Raw genomic sequence first — 18,942 nt, 5'->3', positions numbered from 1 at the left:
GTAAGTGATCTTTTTAATCAAACAAGCATCTATACTAGCACGAGAAATTATAAGATTAGCATTGTTGCTTATTCAATACATTCAAAAGGATTAAATAGCATTTTTGTTTGTTAAGAAAAGTATATTCATTAAAATGAGATTGGTGAGCCATGAATATTTAAGTTTTTATACATACTTTATGTAGTTGTAACTATTTTGATTTACAGTTGATTGATGTTTTTGTTTATAGTTAAACTGTCAATATGGCATTTCGATTAAATTTATGTAGACTTTTTGTCATCTAATATTTTAGTTTTCCATTTTGGTATGGGAATTGAAATGTAGATGTAAATTGGATATAATAAATAAAGTATAAACATTAAAAGGAGGAAAAAAATGGCATTAATTAAATTTCCAACAAAAAGCTTGAATACCGATTCTGTAAATCCGTTTGTAAGCACAGTATTTGATAATTTGTTTAACGATTCTTTTATTTCAGATCGTTTAATCTCTCGTGTTCCAGCAGTTAACATTTCTGAGACGGAACAGGCTTTCCGAATTGAATTGGCTGCACCGGGTCTTTTGAAGTCAGATTTTAAAATTAACGTGGATAAAAAAGTCATTACTATATCTGCTGAGAAAAAGGAAGAATCGGTTAGTGATGAAAAACTATTTAGTAAAAGAGAGTTTAATTACACTTCATTTTCTAGGTCATTTGCTTTACCTGAAGCGGTAGATCATAGTAAGATCGACGCAGTATATGAAGATGGTGTTCTGATTGTAACAGTTGGCAAAAAAGAAGATGCTATTGTTGCAAAAAGATTAATAGAAGTTAAGTAATATACGTTAGCAAGAAAAGCTTCCAGGATTTTATCCCTGGAAGCTTTTTTTATTCTATGATTTCTACGTAATCCTCCGATTTAGGGATTTTATTGATGAAATGGTTCCATTCGTCGGGGATACGTGTTAGTTTTCTCTTTTCTAAATCTAACCAAGCACCATCAACAATAACCGTCGCACTCTTCGTTTCATCAGATTTAAAAACGCTATGTCGAAATGAAAAACGACTATTTGTTATATTGAATTTGGTTAGTTCTACTTCAACATAAATATTTTCATCCAAAAGAATTTCACGGTGGTAGATTAATTCTTCTCTAAATAAAATAGGACCAATCTTGTAGTCTGCGAACTGTTTCAGTGACAGACCGATTCCATTTAGCATGTTGCTCCTTGCTTGAGCGCAAAAATCTGCATAGGCAGAATGACGTAAATGTCTATTAGGGTCAATCTGGGCCCAAAGCACCTGGCCTTTAAAAAATATTTTATTCATATGCCGCTATATTTTGGTTATTAAACTAATTTAGAGAATTAAATTGTAAATCCTTAATCAAGCTGTACTGCAAAAGAAAATAGAAATTTCCTGTTGTTATTAAATTATGGAGTGATTTGAAATAAAATATGGAAATTATATTTTGTTGTTTACATCATAAAATCATTTTAATTTTTTATTTGTGTAACATTTAATAAAAAAAGGAACTAATTCGGTATGTTGAATTTTATTTACGGGCAAACGATTAAGAAATAACTGTGAAGTCAGCCGAGCAACAATTTTTGGAACAAATAGAGCGGAATAAAGGTGCTATCATTAAGGTGTCTCGTATGTATATGGACAACTTGGAAGATCAGCAAGATTTATTTCAGGAAATTGTTATGCAATTGTGGCGTTCTTATGCATCTTTCAGAAGAGAGAGTCTATTCTCCACTTGGCTATACCGTGTGGCGATTAATACGGCTTTAATCTATCTAAAGAAAGAGAAAAGAAGACCGGATCAACACGAATTGACGAGTGATATCGATGTGACAGAAGATTTGGGTACGGAAGATAAGGAAGAACAATTACGCTATTTTTATCAAGCAGTTCAGTTCCTTAATTCAGTAGAGAAAGCACTGATTTTCTTTTTTTTGGAAGGACAGAGCCATCGTGATATTGCGACAAATTTGGGTATTTCAGAGGTCAATGCTCGCGTGAAATTGAACCGAACAAAAGAAAAATTGCAACAGATTATTAAAAGGCAAGGTTATGAATTTTGATGAATTTAAAGAAAAATGGAATAATCAATCGGAAAATAGCTTCGAGGTTAATTCAAGTCTTAATCATTATAAATCAGTAGGTAATATTCTCGCAAGACTGCGTAAAAATATTAAAATTGAGTTTATATCATGGTTATGCGCCATCATTTTCTTATTGGTACTCCCTAATATTGAAATATATAAAATTACTGGGTATGCGAAGGTCGCCTATTATTTTTTGTTACTTCAGATGGGGTTGGCTAGTTTATTATATTATAAAAAATTCTTTTATTTCTATCGTAGTACTAAACAATTTGAATTGTTGAGTTCTCGAGAAAATCTACTGAAACTATATTATGACTTGAAATTTTCAATTGAGACGTATAAGATGTCTTCTTATTTACTGTTTCCTCAAGGAATACTTATTTGTTTTATATTTTTCTCTCTTGGGCACGCAGGAGAATGGTTGGATAAGATTTATAATCTTGGAGAAACCTGGAATCAGGAGCCTTCTTTTATTGTGCTCTTAATATTGGGGCTTGTTATAGGACTGGTGTTTTTAGTAATCTGTATCGAGACGATGAGTTATTATTATTATGGGAAATATTTGAAAATGATAAAGGATAATATGGATGCTCTTGAAGAGGAGTAGTAAAAGGGGAATTGCACTTTGTTTTAATTTTTGGTAAACTATAGAATTATTGTTCTGTAGACGATTTGTAGCAGGGTTTTTGTAACTTGATTACTAAATAGAAACAGGTTATGATGCAGAATTCAGCTAAAAAATTGCAGCGAAGTTCTCATATTATTAGTGTACTCGCTAAATATGGATTTCGTGATATATTGACTAGACTACCATGGAATACCAATAAAACTTCACTAGAGATAGGGGTTGATATCGCTAATATTTCTGTGTATAGACGTATTCGTATGGCGCTAGAGGAGTTGGGGCCTGCTTTTGTTAAGCTTGGTCAGTCTGCTTCTACGCGTGAAGGATTGCTACCTAGAGAATTGGTGGAAGAACTTAAGTATTTAGAAGATCGTGTGGATCCGTTTACAGTTGAAATTAAAAGTTATATCGAGCAGGAGCTGAATATTCATTTTGATGAACACTTCTCACATATCGAATCAGAACCTTTTGCTGCGGCTTCTATCTCACAGGTGTACAAAGCGAAATTAACTGACGGGAAAGATGTTGTTGTAAAGGTGCGGCGACCTCAAGTTGATGAGGTTTTGAAAACAGACCTGTCGTTGATGAAAGATATCGCGCGCATATTAGTTGGTTATAGTGAACCCTTACAAAATCTTAATTTACCTTTAATTGTTGATTCATTTGCGACAACTTTGATACAAGAAATTTCACTACTGAATGAACGTCATAATATCGAACGCTTTGCCAAAAATTTTAAAGGGAATGATCTGATTACAGTTCCGAAAGTATACCCAAAATTAAGTTCGGACCGGGTTTTGACAATGGAGTATATGAATGGGGTCAAAGTGACAGATAAAGAGAAACTGAAGGCCATGGGACTAGATTTGGAAGAAATCGTGGATAATGGAATCAATCTTTATTTGGAACAAGTGATTGTACATGGTTTCTTTCATGGAGATCCACATCCTGGGAATTTAATGGTTCTTCCAAACGGTAAGTTGGCCTTTATTGATTTCGGTAACATGGGTAAGCTGCTGGCTATTGATAGGCAAAATCTTGAAGAATTCATTCAGGCTGCTGTCTCATCCAATGCCATACATCTGGCCGATACCATCGAAGATGTTGCTATAGTTAGCAATATCCCTGATCGTGCTCAGTTTGAAAGGTCTCTTTATGAGATTTTTGATTTAATTGAGAACGTGTCTTTAGGTGATATTAGTTTAGAATCTTTACTTGATAAATTATGGAATATTATAGGGGACAATCGTTTGTATTTTCCAGAGTATATCTATCAGTTAATTCGAGGTATATCCTTGATGGAAGGTATTGGTAGGCAGCTCAATCCTCATTTGAATATAATGAAAAGTATTAAGCCATTTGCTAATCGCATTATGCGTGAGCGGATGGACCCCAAATACTTATTTGAAAAGGGGAAAAATAAAGCATTTTCTTTTGCCCGTGATATTGAGAAGCTTCCTGATGACCTCAGAGGTTTATTTAGGCAAATTAAGTTAGGAAATTTTACACTAAATCATCACTTGATTAGTGCTAAGACGTTTACACAGATTATCCGTAAAGGGATTAATCGTATCGTTATAGGTATTATGGTTTTGTCTCTAAATATGTTAGCAGGTATGGTGATAATTGCGCATGTTGAGCCTAAATTTTTAGGCATCCCGATTTGGGCTTGGGTATTCTTAGGTACTTCTTTTGCATTATCTATTTACCTGTTTACTGCTATGGTTCGAGCAAGAAATAATGATTAATTTGCTCGATTTAGAAAATATAAGAAACTGATTATGGATATAGATTTAGGAAATAAAAAGGCATTAGTGGGAGCGAGTTCCGGTGGCATAGGATATGCTATTTCGCAGCAGTTAGCCTTGAATGGTGCTTCGGTAACTTTGATGGCTAGAAATGAGGTGAAGTTGAAGCGGGCTTTGGCTGGATTGGATAGAAGCAAAGGGCCGGTGCACCAATATCTTGTCGTTGACTTTGATAATTTTGAGGAATTTAAAACAAAAATTTCAAATTATTTTGCCCATCATGTTGTTGATATTTTGGTTAATAATACAAATGGGCCTAAAGCTGGCTCTATTGCTAATCAATCTTTGGATGACTACCAAGATGCTTTTGATTTATTATTTAAGACACATTGTTATACAACGGAATTGGCATTGGCTCATATGAAAGAGTTAGGTTACGGGCGAATCATTAATGTGTCTTCCTTGACAGTGAAAGAACCGGTGTCTAATTTAGTGTTGTCAAATACAATCCGTACGGCACTGATGAGTTGGAGCAAATCTCTAGCTAAAGATATTGCATCTCATAATATAACGGTAAATAGTGTTTTGACAGGTCTTTTTGATACTGAAAGAATTCAATCATTGACGCAGTTGGATGCGGACCGTCTTCAAATTTCTTATGAGGCGGCCTTGGCTCTACGTTTAAAACAGGTGCCAATGGGCAGATTGGGTAAGCCTGAAGAATACGGTTATTTAGTAGCATTTATTTGTTCAGATTATGCTAACTATCTAACAGGGGCAAGTATTCCTTTGGATGGTGGAATGATGAACTGTTTTTAATAAAATAAAGCCCTTACAGAATTATCTAAAGGGCTTTATCTTGTTATAATGTATTTACTCCATTAGTCTAATACAAGCTCTGTATTTACGGTAATCTCTACATTTGAAGATACAGCTTCTATTCCTGATGGTAACTTGTCGTTATACTTCATGCCGAAGTCAAAACGATTGATGGTTGTTTTAGCTGTGAATCCAGCACGTGTTTTTCCCCAAGGATCTGTAATAATTCCGTTATTTTGAGTTACATCAAAAGTAACTTTTTTCGTTACATCTCTGATGGTTAAGTCAGCTATTAATATGTATTTTCCCGTTTTCACTTTTTTAAATGATACCGATTTTAAAATCATTTTTGGGTATTTTTCAGCGTTGAAAAAATCATCAGTTTTTAGGTGGCTATCACGTGCTTCGATGCGTGTGTTAATACTGTTTACATCTATTACGAAGTTAATTTTTGCATTATTGAAGTCTTCTTTATTTGCAGCATCAATTGAACCGGACACTTTTGTAAATTCCCCGTCAACAAAACTAATACCTAAATGATTTACATCAAATCTTGCGTTCGTATGTGCAGGGTCTGCACTCCATTTTACTTGTGCTACGGCTCCGTTAATCATTAAGGCTGCAGCTGCTACAATTTTAAAAAAATTATTCATCATGTTTCTTTTAATGTTTTAACAGTAAGCTTATTCAATGTGCTATGTGAAGAACAAACTGGCTGTTGTATTTTACTTCTACAAAAATCTGAAAACGTTTTCTTTTAAAGATTGACCTACATCAATAAATGTTTATTTATTTGGTTTAAGAATTTGTCTTTTCAATCTACTTAAGAATTCTTGGGTGACGCCAATATAAGATGCAAGTTGTAAATTGGATATTCGGGGATAAATCTTTGGATAGCGTTGAATAAAATCTAAATAGCGCTCCTGAGCAGTAAAGCCAAGTGCTGCAATGATACGATGTTGTGAGGCAACCTGAGCTCGCTGTGCCATAATTCGGAATAATCGTTCAACTTGTGTGCAATTAGTGAAAAGTCGTTCTTTTTGCTCTCTAGAGATAATCAATATTTCAGAGTCTTCTAATGCTTGAATATATAATTGTGCTGGTTCTTGGTCGTTAAAGCTAGCGATATCTGAAATCCACCACTCTTCTATCGCAAAATACAAAATATGCTCTTCACCATTAGGAGTTAGGTAAAATATCTTAAAGCAGCCCTTCATGACAAAGCCTTCAAAATTGCATATTTCTCCGGCGCGAAGAATGAAGCTTTTTTTCTTAACTTGGGTAGGGGTATAACTGGAGATAATCTGTTCAATTTGCTCTGATGTAACCGCTATTCTCTTTTTTATATATGCTTTAAAAATTTCCATGTAATATTTAAATGTGAAATATTCGCTAATCACTGATTTTGATAAAAGATATCTCTTCTAAAGTATCAGAAATTCCGAAAATTTGATAGCCGTGCTGTTTTAAAGAATTTAATAAATATTTTGTTTTTTCCTTCCCATTATCAAAAAATCGTTCGTGTATTTCCAGTAAAATTTGCTTGATTTCAATTGGAGAATTTAAAATGCTATCGATTACACTATATTCCGCTCCTTCAATATCCATTTTTAAAATATCGATGTGGTTATGGTTGTTTTCAGTCGCAATATCTATAAATGATTTCATTTTAACTTCTATCATGTTATTTTCATCAACATGTTGATGATTGATAATTGATCCTGATACATAATCTTTGTTTTTCGGTAGGTTGAAAAAGGTTGTGCCAGTTTCCTTATCTAATCCAACAGGATGAAAATGGAAATTGGGTGACATATCTGTTTGTTTATCAATCCATTCAATTGATTTAGGAGTAGGGTCGTAACCATAGACTTGACAATCGTGATTGTCTATAATCGCATCGTCAAAGGAAGTGTCCTGACCGATGCCAAAGGAGTAAACGATAGCGCCGGGATGCAATAGGTCTGGATTAACATAGAAGCCGCCGTAAGAATTGCCGTACCATTTATGGCTACATTTATGCTCGATTTTAAAAGATGATACTTTTCCTGAAAGGACTTTATATTGCTTTTTCAATGCGTTTATCAGACTCGGACTCATATAATTGTTATGTTTAATGGTGCCTGTAAGTTACGATAAAAATTAATTTTAAATGGAATTGAAATCGATTTTACAACATGAGGTTACCTATTTTTACCAATTTATCTGATGCAGCTAGACCATTGGGGTTACATCCCGATTTGCCTTCAGGCACTTCTAATCCTTGTTTGTGATAAAAATTAATCCAAAAGTCATCTGTTTTTCCTGTAGTTGGATTAATAAAAGTCATAGGTTCTAGTTGGAATATGTGATAGGAACGAAAAGCTCTTTCTATAAAGTCGGAACAATAATAGCTGTTTTCATTCAAGATATAGCTCCAATTATAGGGTTTTCCCAACATCTGTTTTGCTGCTGTAATTGCGATAGGGATACTTTTGTCGTAAGGTTGTTTTAACCGGAAAATAACTAAATCGTTGCGGCCGTTTTTTTGAGTTTTAAAGAAGTCTTGAATTTTCTCCCGTATTGTGCCGCTTTTGGAGCTAGCATGTAAAACAAAAATAGAGTCTTTATTGATTTCTATTATTCCAATATGGTCGAAAGAGCTGTTCGTATCTCTTTGAGTGACACGATTGATGGCGCCAGAAAGGTTCTTTTGTTCGGCTCCAACAAAGATAAGGTCGCCGTTAATGAGATTCGTGGAATGAGTCTGTTGTCCAATTGTTAGTTGTGTGAGAAATAGAAAAATACCACTTAAAATTATGTCCAATGATTTCATGGCATAAATGTACAGGCTATTTGGCAGAATAACATTCAATAGTTAAATTAAGTCTTGAAATGCTGGATTGTTTGTATATTTGTATTATGGGAAAGATGTACAATGATGTGGTAGAATTATTACCCGAATTGATTCATTGCTTCAATAATCATTTGATGTTTGATAGCTTGGAAGAAGAAGATGTGATTTCTTTTCTTCCGATAGAAGACGAGGAAATTGCGAAGGAATTTGTTGCTAATACTAATAAAGTACTTGCTGATCATTTTGAAGTGGAGGATGGCGAATTGTGTTATCCAGAAGATAGTTACTTAGATAAGGTGGACAATCCTATTTTATTTTGGAAAGATTATTTAGGTTGTTTTTTTAATTTTGAATTGGTAGAGGATTTTATTGACCAAGAAAATATTAAAGGAACAAGCTTTGGAACTTTCAGAATAACGCAGATAGCCTATATTAATGAAGTGAACAAACGCATCAAGAAGAGGCGTTTGAACGGTATTAATTTAGAATACCGCGTGACACCAACACCTTTGGATAGTAATAAACATTGGAATCGTACTTATGATAAAGAATGCTAGTAAATTTATCAATTTGAAGTTATCCTAACATTCCATACCTAAACGATATATTGTTGATGAGCCTAATCGCTAGCACTGTTGGTTTGACATGCTGCGTAAAGGTATGATTTAGTTATTTGTATTAAAAAAAATTGAAATGAAATATATTTTATTCGTATTGCCAATTTTGATTTTCATCAGTTGTGCTGATGTTAAGAAAGAAAAACCATTGGAGACTTTGGATAAAAAATCGGCTCGAGAGGTTGTTTTGGTAACGGAGAGTAAGGGAGATTCCGTTTTGCATATTACAAGACAGCATATCTGGTTTAATGGTGAGAAAATCGCAGATAAGAGTGATACGATTGTTACTGCTAAAAGTGTTAATACTTGGACAGTGGCCGATTCAACTCAAACTTTGAGTGAGATTCCTATTTATGTAACTGTGCAATAATAATGAGAAAAAAAACATCTTCAACAATTAAATTAGTATTGATTACATCCGTATTGGCTTCTTGTGGGCGCCCACAATCAGGGCCTGAGACACATCAACAGCGTGTTTACATGCGAGCAGATTCTACAGCTCCATATACAGAAGTGACAAATGATTATCGAGAACAACATCGTACGGGTGGGGGAATGGGTACATCACTTTTATGGTTTATGGCTTTTAGACATCTTGGTGGTGGTATGGGGTATGCTAATAGCAATTTGAACCCAAACTCTGTTTCGGGTACTAACGCGCAGAAATCTGCAGCTTATCAAGCTAAACGTAATGGATTTGGCAATACTGCTGCTTCATCTCAATCTTCTTCTGTCGGAGCATAATGAAAATAAAACATTTGACTATCGATCCTAATTGGAAATCTCGATTGGAATCTATCGGATATGGCTTCCATACAGATCAAGATGAACCCTATTGGATTGATGATTACTATTTCGAAATCACGAGTAAGGAGGCAGATATGTTACACCATGCAACTACAGAAGTGTGGGATATGTGCCTAAAAGCAGTTGAATATGTTATAACAAATAAGCGCTATGATTTATTTCATATTCCAGCCTATATGGTGCATCATATAGAGCAATCCTGGGAAAATGAAACGCCTTCTATTTATGGTCGTTTTGATTTCGCTTATGACTCTGAGAAAAGAAAATTAAAGTTGTTAGAATTTAATGCTGATACACCAACATCACTATTTGAATGTGGTATTGTACAGTGGTATTGGAAGAATCATTATTTTTCTGAATCGATAGATCAATTTAATAGTGTGCATGAGCAATTAATTGCGTGTTGGAAAGATATTAAACCTCATTTGAAAGGTGATATATTGTACTTTTCATGTGCGAAGGAAACACTGGAAGACTTAACAAATGTTGAGTATCTTAGAGACACTGCTATGCAGGCAGGTATTCAAACGCAGCTGATTTATATTGATGATATCGGATGGGAAGGACGGGAATTTGTTGATTTAGAGGGCAAATCAATTCAGTCTATTTTTAAGTTATATCCATGGGAATGGATGGTTCATGAGGAATTTGGGAAAAATATTGTCAATGATGTTAATGAGGCGCAATGGATAGAGCCTTCATGGAAAATGTTGCTATCTAATAAAGCGATTTTACCAATTCTGTGGCAATTATTCCCACATCATCCGAATCTATTGCCAGCATATTTTGATGAGCACAAACAGCTTAGAAATTACATTAAAAAACCGATTCTTTCGAGAGAGGGAGCTAATATTGAAATGTACTACGATAAAGAGTTGATATACGCCACGGCAGGTGAGTATGGCCGTGAAGGCTATATTTATCAGGAATTAGCTACTCTGCACAAAGAGGAAACAGGCTTTTCAATCATAGGTAGTTGGATTATTGGTCAAGAACCCTGTGGTATTAGTTTTAGAGAATCAACAATGCCCATTACAACAGATAAAAGTCGATTTGTTCCGCATATCATTAAAAACTAATAATACCCTACGTGTGCTTCTCAAGCTCATCAAGTTTTATAAGACTGATAGAATATGGATTATTTTTTTCCTATAGTATATACATTATTCATGCGACCTTAGCTGTTTAATAGAGGGATTATACGATTGGCATCTATTCGATTTTCTTTTACCTTTCTACGTTTATCATATTTTTTGATGAGTTGTTCATTGATAATCTGTTGCTTTATTTATTATGAAAGGGGTTCGTATGCTGTTATTTGTAACTGAATAGGGATTTAATTATTATTCAATTTGCAAAATAACAAAACAAATTTAAAACCGGTTTGTTTGAATTGTATATAAATCATTAAGAAAGGAGAGTTGTTATGAACCTAATTCATAAAATTGAAAACTGGGGAAATGTGCATCATCCACAATGGATAGACTACCTTAGGATAGTTGTAGGGTTTCTTATTCTGATAAAAGGATTAAGTTTTGTGTCAGATTTAAATAGTGTTAGTGCTTTGGTACAAGAAGTGAACTATACCTTTTACATTTGGGGGGGCGTTCACTATATTGTTTTTGCTCAAATCGTTGGCGGGCTATTTATTATCTGTGGATTTCAAACACGGTTAGCTTCAATCGTTTTGTTACCTATTTTATTTGGAGCAGTATTTTTTGTTAATATAACAAATGGGTTTAGTTATCTTAATGGAGAATTGTGGTTATCGATAGTCGTGCTATTCTTATTAGTACTTTTTCTAGTTATGGGATCAGGTAAGTACTCATTAGATAATTTGATGGACAAACCTGGCTATATTAGAAAGATATAGGGATTTTCAGAACAATAATAACTTTGTCCAATTAAACAGGTGGCATTATTATCCGTGTTTTTTGCAAATGGACTCAAACAATTTAAAAAAAACCTCCCGTACATTGAAGTGCAGGAGGTTTTTTATTTACTATAAGCAATTTACTTTTTATTTGTTTCAATCCAGTTTCGTGCATTGACAAATGCTTCTAACCATGGAGTTACCTGGTCTTGGTGTCCCTTTGGATAGTTAGCCCAGTTCCATTGGAACGTAGAACGCTCAATATGTGGCATTGTCACTAAATGTCGACCTGTTTTGTCACAAAGCATCGCAGTATTATAATCTGAACCATTCGGGTTTGCTGGATATTGATCATAAGCGTACTTCGCAACAATATGATATTGTGATTCTTGTTGTGGTAAATTGAATCTACCTTCGCCATTTGAAATCCAAGCACCTAATGTCGCACCCGCCAGAGTTGACAACATGATTGAGTTGTTTTCTTGTACTGTGACAGCAATGAAATTGGATTCATGTTTTTGTGAAGTATTGTGTAGCAACTTACCATGAACTTCGTGCTCAGGGTTGATTAATTCGAGCTCCATAAACAGTTGGCAACCATTACAAATACCTACTGACATAGTATCCGGACGTTTGAAGAAATTTTCTAGTGCTGTTTTTGCTTTTTCGTTGTACAAAAATGCACCAGCCCAACCTTTAGCAGAACCTAAAACGTCCGAGTTCGAGAATCCCCCTACAGCTCCAATGAATTGGATATCTTCCAATGTCTCACGACCTGAGATTAAATCTGTCATGTGAACATCTTTTACATCAAATCCGGCTAAATACATAGCATTAGCCATTTCGCGTTCAGAATTAGAACCTTTTTCACGGATGATAGCCGCCTTTGGCCTTGGTTTTGAAGTATCTATTATTGGTTTTATACCTGTGAAATGTTTAGGGAATACAAAACTCAAAGGTTGATTTTTGTAGTTGTTATAGCGCTCTTGGGCCATTCCATTCTTCGATTGTTTTGAATCTAATAAGAAAGACGTTTTGTACCAAGAATCACGTGTATCCATGACATTGAAGGTGAACGTGTCAGTATAGTTTTTGAATGAAACTTCAGTACCGGCAATCGCTTGCCCAATTTTCACAGCATCTATACCAGCTTCAATTAATGCTTTTTCAAAAGCATCATCATTTTTTGCTTGTAATACAACTGCGATATTTTCATTGAATAAGGTTTTTACTGTATCTGTTTCGCCTAATCCTGATAGATCATAGTTAGCCGCCAAGTTTACATCAGCAAATGTCAATTCTAAAAGGGTTGTGATTAAACCACCAGAACCAATATCGTGTCCGGCTTCAATTTGACCTGCTTTTATTAAATCTTGGATAGCGTTAAATGCTTTTTTAAAGTAAGCTCCATCTTGAATCGTAGGAACTTCTCTACCAATTTTATTTAAGATTTGAGCGAATGAAGATCCACCTAATTTGAAAGCATCTTTTGATAAGTTGATATAGTAGATTGAACCTCCATCTTTGTTTAAAACGGGTTCAATAACCTGTGTGATATCCGTACAGTTACCAGCTGCAGAAACGATTAAAGTGCCAGGAGCAATGACATTATCTCCATTCGGGTATTTTTGTTTCATGGATAAGGAGTCTTTACCTGTAGGGATGTTAATTCCTAATTCTAATGCAAAATCTGAACAGGCTTTTACTGCTTTATAAAGACGGGCATCTTCACCTTCATTATTACAAGCCCACATCCAGTTAGCAGAAAGTGAAACACCAGCTAAACCATTTTTAATAGGAGCGAAGACCAAGTTTGATAAAGATTCAGCTATAGCAGTTCTACTAGCAGCGGCAGAATCGATAATTGCAGCTACAGGTGAATGACCAATCGTAGTCGCAACACCTTCCTTACCTTTATAATCTAAAGCCATTACACCCACGTTGTTTAATGGTAATTGCAATGGGCCAGCACATTGCTGTTTGGCAACACGGCCTCCTACACAACGATCTACTTTGTTTGTTAACCAATCTTTGGAAGCAACTGCTTCCAATTGCAAAACCTGTGTCAAGTAAGTTGGAATATTTTCGGTACTGTACGATAGATCTGCGTAATTTCTTACTATCGTATTATCCTTCATAATTGTTTTTGGCGAAGAACCAAAAAAGTCTTCTAGAGCATAATCCATTGGTTTTTCACCAGTAGTTTTTGATTCGAAGGTAAAACGGTGGTCATTGGTTACATCACCAACTGTGTACATCGGTGAACGTTCACGATCAGCTACACGTTTTAAAATATCGATATCTTTTTCTCCAATTACTAATCCCATTCTTTCTTGAGACTCGTTACCGATGATTTCTTTTGCCGAAAGAGTCGGGTCACCAACAGGTAAGGCATCTAGATCAATTAATCCACCAGTTTCCTCTACAAGTTCCGAAAGACAGTTCAAGTGACCACCTGCGCCATGATCATGAATAGATACAATTGGGTTATGGTCAGACTCTACCATACCACGAACTGCATTTGCAGCGCGTTTTTGCATTTCTGGATTTGAACGTTGGATGGCATTCAATTCAATTCCAGAGCCAAATGCACCAGTATCAGCTGAAGAGACTGCTGCTCCGCCCATACCAATTCGATAATTCTCTCCGCCTAGGATAACAATTTTATCACCTACTTTTGGTGTATGTTTTTTAGCTTGATCTAATTTACCGTAGCCGATACCACCAGCTTGCATAATGACTTTGTCGAAACCTAATTTGCGAGCATCTTCTTCATGTTCGAATGTTAATACCGAACCCGTAATTAGGGGCTGTCCAAATTTATTACCGAAATCTGATGCTCCATTGGAAGCTTTGATTAAGATATCCATTGGAGTTTGATACAACCAAGGGCGCTCCTCCATCGCTTGTTCCCAGGGACGATTTTTCTCTAATCGAGAATATGACGTCATGTAGACAGCTGTCCCAGCTAACGGTAGGGAACCTTGTCCACCTGCCAGACGGTCACGAATTTCACCACCAGAACCGGTTGCAGCACCAGAAAATGGTTCTACAGTAGTAGGAAAGTTATGAGTTTCTGCTTTTACAGATAGAACGGAGTCAAATTCTTTCTCTGCATAAAAATCAGGCTTATCCGCTGATCTTGGAGCAAACTGCGTGACACGTGGTCCTTTGACGAAAGCTACATTATCTTTATAAGCTGAAACGATATCATTCGGATTCGTTTCAGAAGTTTTCTTAATTAATTTGAATAAAGAAGTTGGTTGTTCTTCACCATCAATAATAAAAGTACCGTTGAATATTTTGTGACGACAATGTTCTGAATTTGCTTGAGAAAAAGCAAATACTTCCGAATCCGTTAATTTACGATTCAATTTCGTTGCTAGATTGGCAAGATATTGAACTTCTTCGGGGTTTAAAGAGAGACCTTCTTGTTTATTATAAGCATCGATATCGTCAATCTCTAAAATAGGTTCAGGATCAATATTGATGGTATACATATCTTGTGTCAATGTTTCATATTTCTGTGAAATCATTGGGTCGAAATCGTTAAAATTTGCTTGTATTTTTCGAAATTCTTCAATACGAATAATTCCTTCAACGCCCATGTTTTGGGTAATTTCCACAGCATTAGTGCTCCATGGGGTAATCATAGCTGCACGTGGACCAACAAAATAATCGTCTAGGGTTTCTTTTTCGATTTTACTAGCGCTTCCAAATAGCCAGTTTAGCTTAGAAATATCATCGATAGATAAATCTTCTAGGGTTTGCACACCGTAAACGATGTCGCTTGGGTTCACAAAGAAATGAATCATTATAACTGTAAGTTTTGAACGTTCTTCAAATTAAAACACAAATTTACGTTAATCCTTTGACTTATTAGGAATGAAAAGTGCTAAATATTAGTAAAATTACTTTTTACAGATGCACTATTTTTTTTTCGTTTCGTTTTCACTCACTACCTCTTTGTAAGTCAACGCTCTTTTGTATGATTATTTATGGTAATAAAGAAGTGCTATTATATTTTATGTTTTTTTTATTTTAAAGGATAATAGAATATTTCCTTTGAACACACGATATAACTCCACGTTTTATATTCCTTCAATAAAAAAACTATCAAAGGATGAGGAGAAAACGACAAATTTGCATTGATAACAATGCAATTATATTGCGAATCAGAGCAAATTTATCTAAGTTTGTGCGTAAAATCAGATTCTAAAATGAATATTTCATATAAGTGGCTTAACGATCATATTGATATAGATAAAAAACCAGAAGAGTTATCTTTAATTTTAACTAACGTAGGATTAGAGGTAGAGGTTTTAGATGTGGTGCAAAGTATTCCAGGTGGATTAGAAGGCTTGGTTATAGGAGAAGTAAAATCTTGTAATCAACACCCGAATGCAGATAAATTGAAAGTGACTACAGTAGACATTGGTCAAGCAGACTTATTGCATATTGTCTGTGGAGCCCCAAATGTTGCAGTAGGACAGAAAGTTATTGTTGCAACTGTTGGTTCTACTGTTCATCCAGTAAGCGGAGAACCTTTTAAAATCAATAAATCAAAGATTCGCGGTGAAGTTTCTGAAGGAATGCTTTGTGGTGAAGATGAAGTCGGCTTAGGTACTTCTCATGCAGGTATCGTAGAACTGCCATTGGACGCAACTGTCGGAACACTTGTTAAAGATTTCTATGGGGTAGAAGATGATTATCGCTTTGAAATTGGATTGACTCCAAATCGTGCTGATGCAGCATCACATATAGGTGTCGCTCGTGACATTGCAGCTTATTTCAGAAAAGAAATGAAGCCTATTGATCTTTCATCGTTCCAAGAGGGCAACGGCGTTAATACGAAAGTTACTGTTGAGAATCCATTGGGTAGCCCGCGTTATTCTGGCATCAATATTTCTGGAGTAAAAGTTGCGGAATCCCCAGATTGGTTGAAGGAACGTCTCAATGTAATAGGTATACGTCCCATTAATAACATTGTTGATGTAACCAACTTTATTTTACATGATTTGGGGCAACCTTTGCATGCTTTCGATCAGGATAAGATTGCAGGGAACGAAGTGATTGTAAGACAGGCGAAGCAAGATGAAATTTTCATCACATTAGATGGCGTTGAGCGCAAACTTTCTAGTGAAGATTTAATAATTGCCGATGCTGAAAAGCCTATGTGCATAGCTGGTGTTTTCGGAGGGGCTAATTCTGGAGTTTCGGAATCAACTACAAATATATTTTTAGAATCTGCATACTTTAACGCGGTTACTGTTCGCAAAACAGCAAAACGTCATCATCTGAAAACAGATTCTTCTTTCAGATATGAAAGGGGTACAGATCCAAATATTACTGTTAATGCACTGAAAAAAGCAGCTATTTTGATTCAAGATATTGCAGGAGGACAAATCAGTTCTAACATTATTGATATTTACCCGGCTGAAATTAAACCTTTCGCATTTAATGTAAATTACAATAATGTACGGAAGTTGATAGGACAAGACATTCCAAATGAAGAAATCAAATCTATTATTGTTGCCCTAGGTATCGGTATTGATCAAGAGTCTGAAGAAAGTTTAGATGTTTTGGTTCCTGCATATCGTGTTGATGTAACCAGAGAAGTTGATGTTATAGAAGAAGTATTGCGCATTTATGGCTATAATAATGTTGAATTAAAAAGACAAATTAAGTCATCATTAAATACTTCTGAAAAACCTGATAAAGAGGTTGTTTTGAATCAATTGGCTGATCTTTTGATTGCAAATGGTTTTAGAGAAATACTTTCAAATTCTTTGACTAAGCTAGATTATGTTGATGATGAGACTACGGCCGTTCGTTTATGCAACCCATTAAGTTCTGATTTGGATACAATGCGTCAAAACATGTTGTTTTCAGCCTTAACTGCAATTTCTTATAATCAAAAGAGAAGAAATTCAGATTTGAAGGTCTTTGAATTTGGTAAGACGTATGCAATAGATGGAGAGGGTTATCAAGAAAAACAACACTTAGCTATTACTATCAGTGGTAAGATGGAAATCGAACAATGGAATAATAGTAAGCAACTTGTCAGTTTCTACAATATTAAAGCTGTCGTTGACCTTATCTTAAAACGGTTGAATATCGGAAATCTTCAGTTGCAAGATGCACCTACAGATCATTATGCATATGGACTCTGTTATATGAGAGGTGCAAAAGCTTTAGTTACTTTTGGTGCGGTATCTAACGCTTCACTCTCGAAAGCGGATGTAGAGGGGCAGGTGTTTTTTGCTGATTTTGACTGGGATCAAATATTGAAAATAATTCGTAAGAATGTCATTAAATTTAAAGAAGTATCTAAATTTCCTTCAGTTAAACGAGATCTTTCGTTATTGATTGATGAAAATGTTACTTTCAAACAATTGGAAACGATAGCACATAAAACTGAACGTAAGCTGTTGAAAGCGGTGAACGTATTTGATGTTTACAAAGGAGACAAGATTCCAGAGGGTAAAAAATCGTATGCTTTGAGCTTTATTCTCGAAGATGAAGAAAAAACTTTAATGGACAAACAAATTGACGCAATAGTTCAAAAATTAATTCTTAACTTTGAGAAAGAAGTAAGCGCAGAGGTGCGTGGTTAATTATGAATAATAACATTTAATTGTATAAATTTAGTATATGGTAGCATTATCTTCTCAAATGAATATTATCGTTGAGAAAACGAAAAATTTAATTCAAATGTGCGAAGTCTTGCAAGAAGAAAATGATTTACTTAAATTAGAAGTTCAATCACTTCAAGTTGCTTTTAATACAAGCAATAGTAAGAACAAGCAGATGGAAGAGCAAATGAAAGCTATGGCTGTTGCCCGTTCTCTAGATAGTTCAGAAGCTGATAAAGATGCAATAAATGAAAAAGTACTTGACACAAAGCAAAAAATTAACGACTTTGTGCGAGAAATAGACAAATGTATTAGTTTGTTGAAGTAAGTGGATAGGGTAGAGATAACTTACTAATACGACGTAAAGCTCAAATAACAATGGGAGAAATTTCCATCAAAATAAATATCGCTGATAGAGTGTATCCACTTCGTGTAGATACGGCTGAGGAGGAAATAATCCGCCATGCAGCGAAATTGATTAATGAAAAAGTGAAAGAATTACAGGATAGTTATACTGTTCGTGATAAACAGGATTTATTGTCGATGTGTGTCCTACAGTATGCAACAGGGATGTTGAAAGCTGAACGACAGGTACAGACACAAGATCAGGGTTTGGAGCAATCAGTTCATGAACTGGATCAGTTATTATCTAATTTCTTTACAAAATAATCGTTCTTTATAGCGCTTTACTACAACGAATTTGCCGCAGTTGAATTCGGGTTGTCACTATTTTAAACTTAACGCTTCAATATTACAGGCGAAAAAGATGTAGGTCATTTTGCGTAAGCCATCTGGATCATGATCATAGCCTAATTATAGATATTAGAAGTTTAATAATATTAGATACCCGTTATTTAATTGCGGTTTTTTTTTGAAAATTATAAATAA

19 protein-coding genes are annotated in these 18,942 nt (G+C 35.0%); 13 read left to right on the top strand and 6 right to left on the bottom strand.

Annotated elements, in window-relative coordinates; translation table 11 throughout:
- The first annotated feature begins 375 nt into the window (after positions 1-375).
- Entirely contained in the window at positions 376-819 is a 444-nt protein-coding gene (locus KO02_RS14900; RefSeq protein WP_038699519.1) for an Hsp20/alpha crystallin family protein, read from the top strand.
- 49 nt (positions 820-868) lie between these two features.
- Here KO02_RS14900 and KO02_RS14895 read toward each other — a convergent pair whose 3' ends face one another.
- Positions 869-1,309: an acyl-CoA thioesterase gene (locus KO02_RS14895; RefSeq protein WP_038699517.1), complete on the bottom strand. Its 441-nt coding sequence runs from the start codon at positions 1,307-1,309 to the stop codon at positions 869-871.
- A 257-nt stretch (positions 1,310-1,566) separates the two neighbouring features.
- On the opposite strand from KO02_RS14895, the gene KO02_RS14890 reads away from it, so the two are divergent.
- The 4 genes from KO02_RS14890 (at position 1,567) to KO02_RS14875 (ending at position 5,286) form a co-directional block, all read left to right on the top strand.
- Positions 1,567-2,070, top strand: coding sequence for an RNA polymerase sigma factor (locus KO02_RS14890; RefSeq protein WP_038699515.1), 504 nt, complete (start codon positions 1,567-1,569; stop codon positions 2,068-2,070).
- Entirely contained in the window at positions 2,060-2,701 is a 642-nt protein-coding gene (locus tag KO02_RS14885; protein ID WP_038699513.1) for a hypothetical protein, read from the top strand. Before KO02_RS14890 ends, KO02_RS14885 begins: the two co-directional genes overlap by 11 nt.
- 110 nt (positions 2,702-2,811) lie before the next feature.
- Positions 2,812-4,467, top strand: coding sequence for an ABC1 kinase family protein (locus KO02_RS14880; protein WP_051959956.1), 1,656 nt, complete (start codon positions 2,812-2,814; stop codon positions 4,465-4,467).
- Between the two features lie 33 nt (positions 4,468-4,500).
- Positions 4,501-5,286, top strand: coding sequence for an SDR family oxidoreductase (locus KO02_RS14875; RefSeq protein WP_038699511.1), 786 nt, complete (start codon positions 4,501-4,503; stop codon positions 5,284-5,286).
- Positions 5,287-5,348: 62 nt separating this feature from the next.
- On the opposite strand, the gene KO02_RS14870 is transcribed toward KO02_RS14875, so the two are convergent.
- The 4 genes from KO02_RS14870 to KO02_RS14855 all read right to left on the bottom strand — a co-directional run bounded on the left by KO02_RS14870 (position 5,349) and on the right by KO02_RS14855 (position 8,101).
- On the bottom strand, positions 5,349-5,942 hold the full coding sequence (locus KO02_RS14870) for a YceI family protein (protein WP_235212266.1): 594 nt from the start codon (positions 5,940-5,942) through the stop codon (positions 5,349-5,351).
- Between the two features lie 129 nt (positions 5,943-6,071).
- On the bottom strand, positions 6,072-6,653 hold the full coding sequence (locus KO02_RS14865; protein WP_038699509.1) for a Crp/Fnr family transcriptional regulator: 582 nt from the start codon (positions 6,651-6,653) through the stop codon (positions 6,072-6,074).
- A gap of 25 nt (positions 6,654-6,678) precedes the next feature.
- The gene (locus KO02_RS14860) at positions 6,679-7,386 is read right to left on the bottom strand and encodes an FkbM family methyltransferase (protein WP_051959955.1); all 708 of its coding nucleotides are present in this window, start codon (positions 7,384-7,386) and stop codon (positions 6,679-6,681) included.
- A gap of 70 nt (positions 7,387-7,456) precedes the next feature.
- Complete coding sequence (locus tag KO02_RS14855; RefSeq protein ID WP_038699507.1) at positions 7,457-8,101, bottom strand: YiiX/YebB-like N1pC/P60 family cysteine hydrolase; 645 nt, start codon at positions 8,099-8,101, stop codon at positions 7,457-7,459.
- A gap of 86 nt (positions 8,102-8,187) precedes the next feature.
- Between KO02_RS14855 and KO02_RS14850 the strand changes: the two genes are divergently transcribed.
- From KO02_RS14850 to KO02_RS14830, 5 genes are all read left to right on the top strand, one after another.
- Entirely contained in the window at positions 8,188-8,679 is a 492-nt protein-coding gene (locus KO02_RS14850; protein ID WP_038699505.1) for a hypothetical protein, read from the top strand.
- A 136-nt stretch (positions 8,680-8,815) separates the two neighbouring features.
- Positions 8,816-9,109 carry a hypothetical protein gene (locus tag KO02_RS14845; protein WP_038699503.1) on the top strand — a complete coding sequence of 98 codons (294 nt, stop codon included), beginning with the start codon at positions 8,816-8,818 and terminating at the stop codon, positions 9,107-9,109.
- A gap of 2 nt (positions 9,110-9,111) precedes the next feature.
- The gene (locus KO02_RS14840; protein WP_038699501.1) at positions 9,112-9,483 is read left to right on the top strand and encodes a hypothetical protein; all 372 of its coding nucleotides are present in this window, start codon (positions 9,112-9,114) and stop codon (positions 9,481-9,483) included.
- Complete coding sequence (locus KO02_RS14835) at positions 9,483-10,625, top strand: glutathionylspermidine synthase family protein (RefSeq protein ID WP_038699499.1); 1,143 nt, start codon at positions 9,483-9,485, stop codon at positions 10,623-10,625. The genes KO02_RS14840 and KO02_RS14835 overlap by 1 nt, the downstream gene beginning before the upstream one ends.
- Before the next feature lie 347 nt (positions 10,626-10,972).
- The gene (locus KO02_RS14830) at positions 10,973-11,419 is read left to right on the top strand and encodes a DoxX family protein (protein WP_038699497.1); all 447 of its coding nucleotides are present in this window, start codon (positions 10,973-10,975) and stop codon (positions 11,417-11,419) included.
- A gap of 140 nt (positions 11,420-11,559) precedes the next feature.
- On the opposite strand, the gene purL is transcribed toward KO02_RS14830, so the two are convergent.
- Positions 11,560-15,234: a phosphoribosylformylglycinamidine synthase gene (gene purL, locus KO02_RS14825; protein ID WP_038699495.1), complete on the bottom strand. Its 3,675-nt coding sequence runs from the start codon at positions 15,232-15,234 to the stop codon at positions 11,560-11,562.
- Between the two features lie 405 nt (positions 15,235-15,639).
- Here purL and pheT point away from each other — a divergent pair, with 405 nt between their 5' ends.
- From pheT to KO02_RS14810, 3 genes are read left to right on the top strand one after another with little or no spacing between them, the layout of a single operon-like run.
- The gene (gene pheT, locus KO02_RS14820; RefSeq protein WP_038699493.1) at positions 15,640-18,036 is read left to right on the top strand and encodes a phenylalanine--tRNA ligase subunit beta; all 2,397 of its coding nucleotides are present in this window, start codon (positions 15,640-15,642) and stop codon (positions 18,034-18,036) included.
- A 37-nt stretch (positions 18,037-18,073) separates the two neighbouring features.
- Positions 18,074-18,382 carry a hypothetical protein gene (locus KO02_RS14815; protein WP_038699491.1) on the top strand — a complete coding sequence of 103 codons (309 nt, stop codon included), beginning with the start codon at positions 18,074-18,076 and terminating at the stop codon, positions 18,380-18,382.
- A gap of 50 nt (positions 18,383-18,432) precedes the next feature.
- Entirely contained in the window at positions 18,433-18,723 is a 291-nt protein-coding gene (locus KO02_RS14810; RefSeq protein WP_021191210.1) for a cell division protein ZapA, read from the top strand.
- The last annotated feature ends 219 nt before the right edge of the window (positions 18,724-18,942 follow it).

The organism is Sphingobacterium sp. ML3W, from assembly GCF_000747525.1.
Classification (GTDB): domain Bacteria; phylum Bacteroidota; class Bacteroidia; order Sphingobacteriales; family Sphingobacteriaceae; genus Sphingobacterium.
Note: the sequence above shows the minus strand (reverse complement) of the source record. Positions and strands in the feature narration are given on the sequence as shown.

What these genes read in the sequence shown, in the direction of transcription:
- KO02_RS14900 (WP_038699519.1), top strand. Translation starts at nt 376, where the DNA reads ATGGCATTAATTAAATTTCCAACAAAAAGCTTGAATACCGATTCTGTA.
- KO02_RS14895 (WP_038699517.1), bottom strand. Translation starts at nt 1,309, where the DNA reads ATGAATAAAATATTTTTTAAAGGCCAGGTGCTTTGGGCCCAGATTGAC.
- KO02_RS14885 (WP_038699513.1), top strand. Translation starts at nt 2,060, where the DNA reads ATGAATTTTGATGAATTTAAAGAAAAATGGAATAATCAATCGGAAAAT.
- KO02_RS14880 (WP_051959956.1), top strand. Translation starts at nt 2,812, where the DNA reads ATGATGCAGAATTCAGCTAAAAAATTGCAGCGAAGTTCTCATATTATT.
- KO02_RS14875 (WP_038699511.1), top strand. Translation starts at nt 4,501, where the DNA reads ATGGATATAGATTTAGGAAATAAAAAGGCATTAGTGGGAGCGAGTTCC.
- KO02_RS14870 (WP_235212266.1), bottom strand. Translation starts at nt 5,942, where the DNA reads ATGATGAATAATTTTTTTAAAATTGTAGCAGCTGCAGCCTTAATGATT.
- KO02_RS14865 (WP_038699509.1), bottom strand. Translation starts at nt 6,653, where the DNA reads ATGGAAATTTTTAAAGCATATATAAAAAAGAGAATAGCGGTTACATCA.
- KO02_RS14860 (WP_051959955.1), bottom strand. Translation starts at nt 7,386, where the DNA reads ATGAGTCCGAGTCTGATAAACGCATTGAAAAAGCAATATAAAGTCCTT.
- KO02_RS14855 (WP_038699507.1), bottom strand. Translation starts at nt 8,101, where the DNA reads ATGAAATCATTGGACATAATTTTAAGTGGTATTTTTCTATTTCTCACA.
- KO02_RS14850 (WP_038699505.1), top strand. Translation starts at nt 8,188, where the DNA reads ATGGGAAAGATGTACAATGATGTGGTAGAATTATTACCCGAATTGATT.
- KO02_RS14845 (WP_038699503.1), top strand. Translation starts at nt 8,816, where the DNA reads ATGAAATATATTTTATTCGTATTGCCAATTTTGATTTTCATCAGTTGT.
- KO02_RS14840 (WP_038699501.1), top strand. Translation starts at nt 9,112, where the DNA reads ATGAGAAAAAAAACATCTTCAACAATTAAATTAGTATTGATTACATCC.
- KO02_RS14835 (WP_038699499.1), top strand. Translation starts at nt 9,483, where the DNA reads ATGAAAATAAAACATTTGACTATCGATCCTAATTGGAAATCTCGATTG.
- KO02_RS14830 (WP_038699497.1), top strand. Translation starts at nt 10,973, where the DNA reads ATGAACCTAATTCATAAAATTGAAAACTGGGGAAATGTGCATCATCCA.
- purL (WP_038699495.1), bottom strand. Translation starts at nt 15,234, where the DNA reads ATGATTCATTTCTTTGTGAACCCAAGCGACATCGTTTACGGTGTGCAA.
- pheT (WP_038699493.1), top strand. Translation starts at nt 15,640, where the DNA reads ATGAATATTTCATATAAGTGGCTTAACGATCATATTGATATAGATAAA.
- KO02_RS14815 (WP_038699491.1), top strand. Translation starts at nt 18,074, where the DNA reads ATGGTAGCATTATCTTCTCAAATGAATATTATCGTTGAGAAAACGAAA.
- KO02_RS14810 (WP_021191210.1), top strand. Translation starts at nt 18,433, where the DNA reads ATGGGAGAAATTTCCATCAAAATAAATATCGCTGATAGAGTGTATCCA.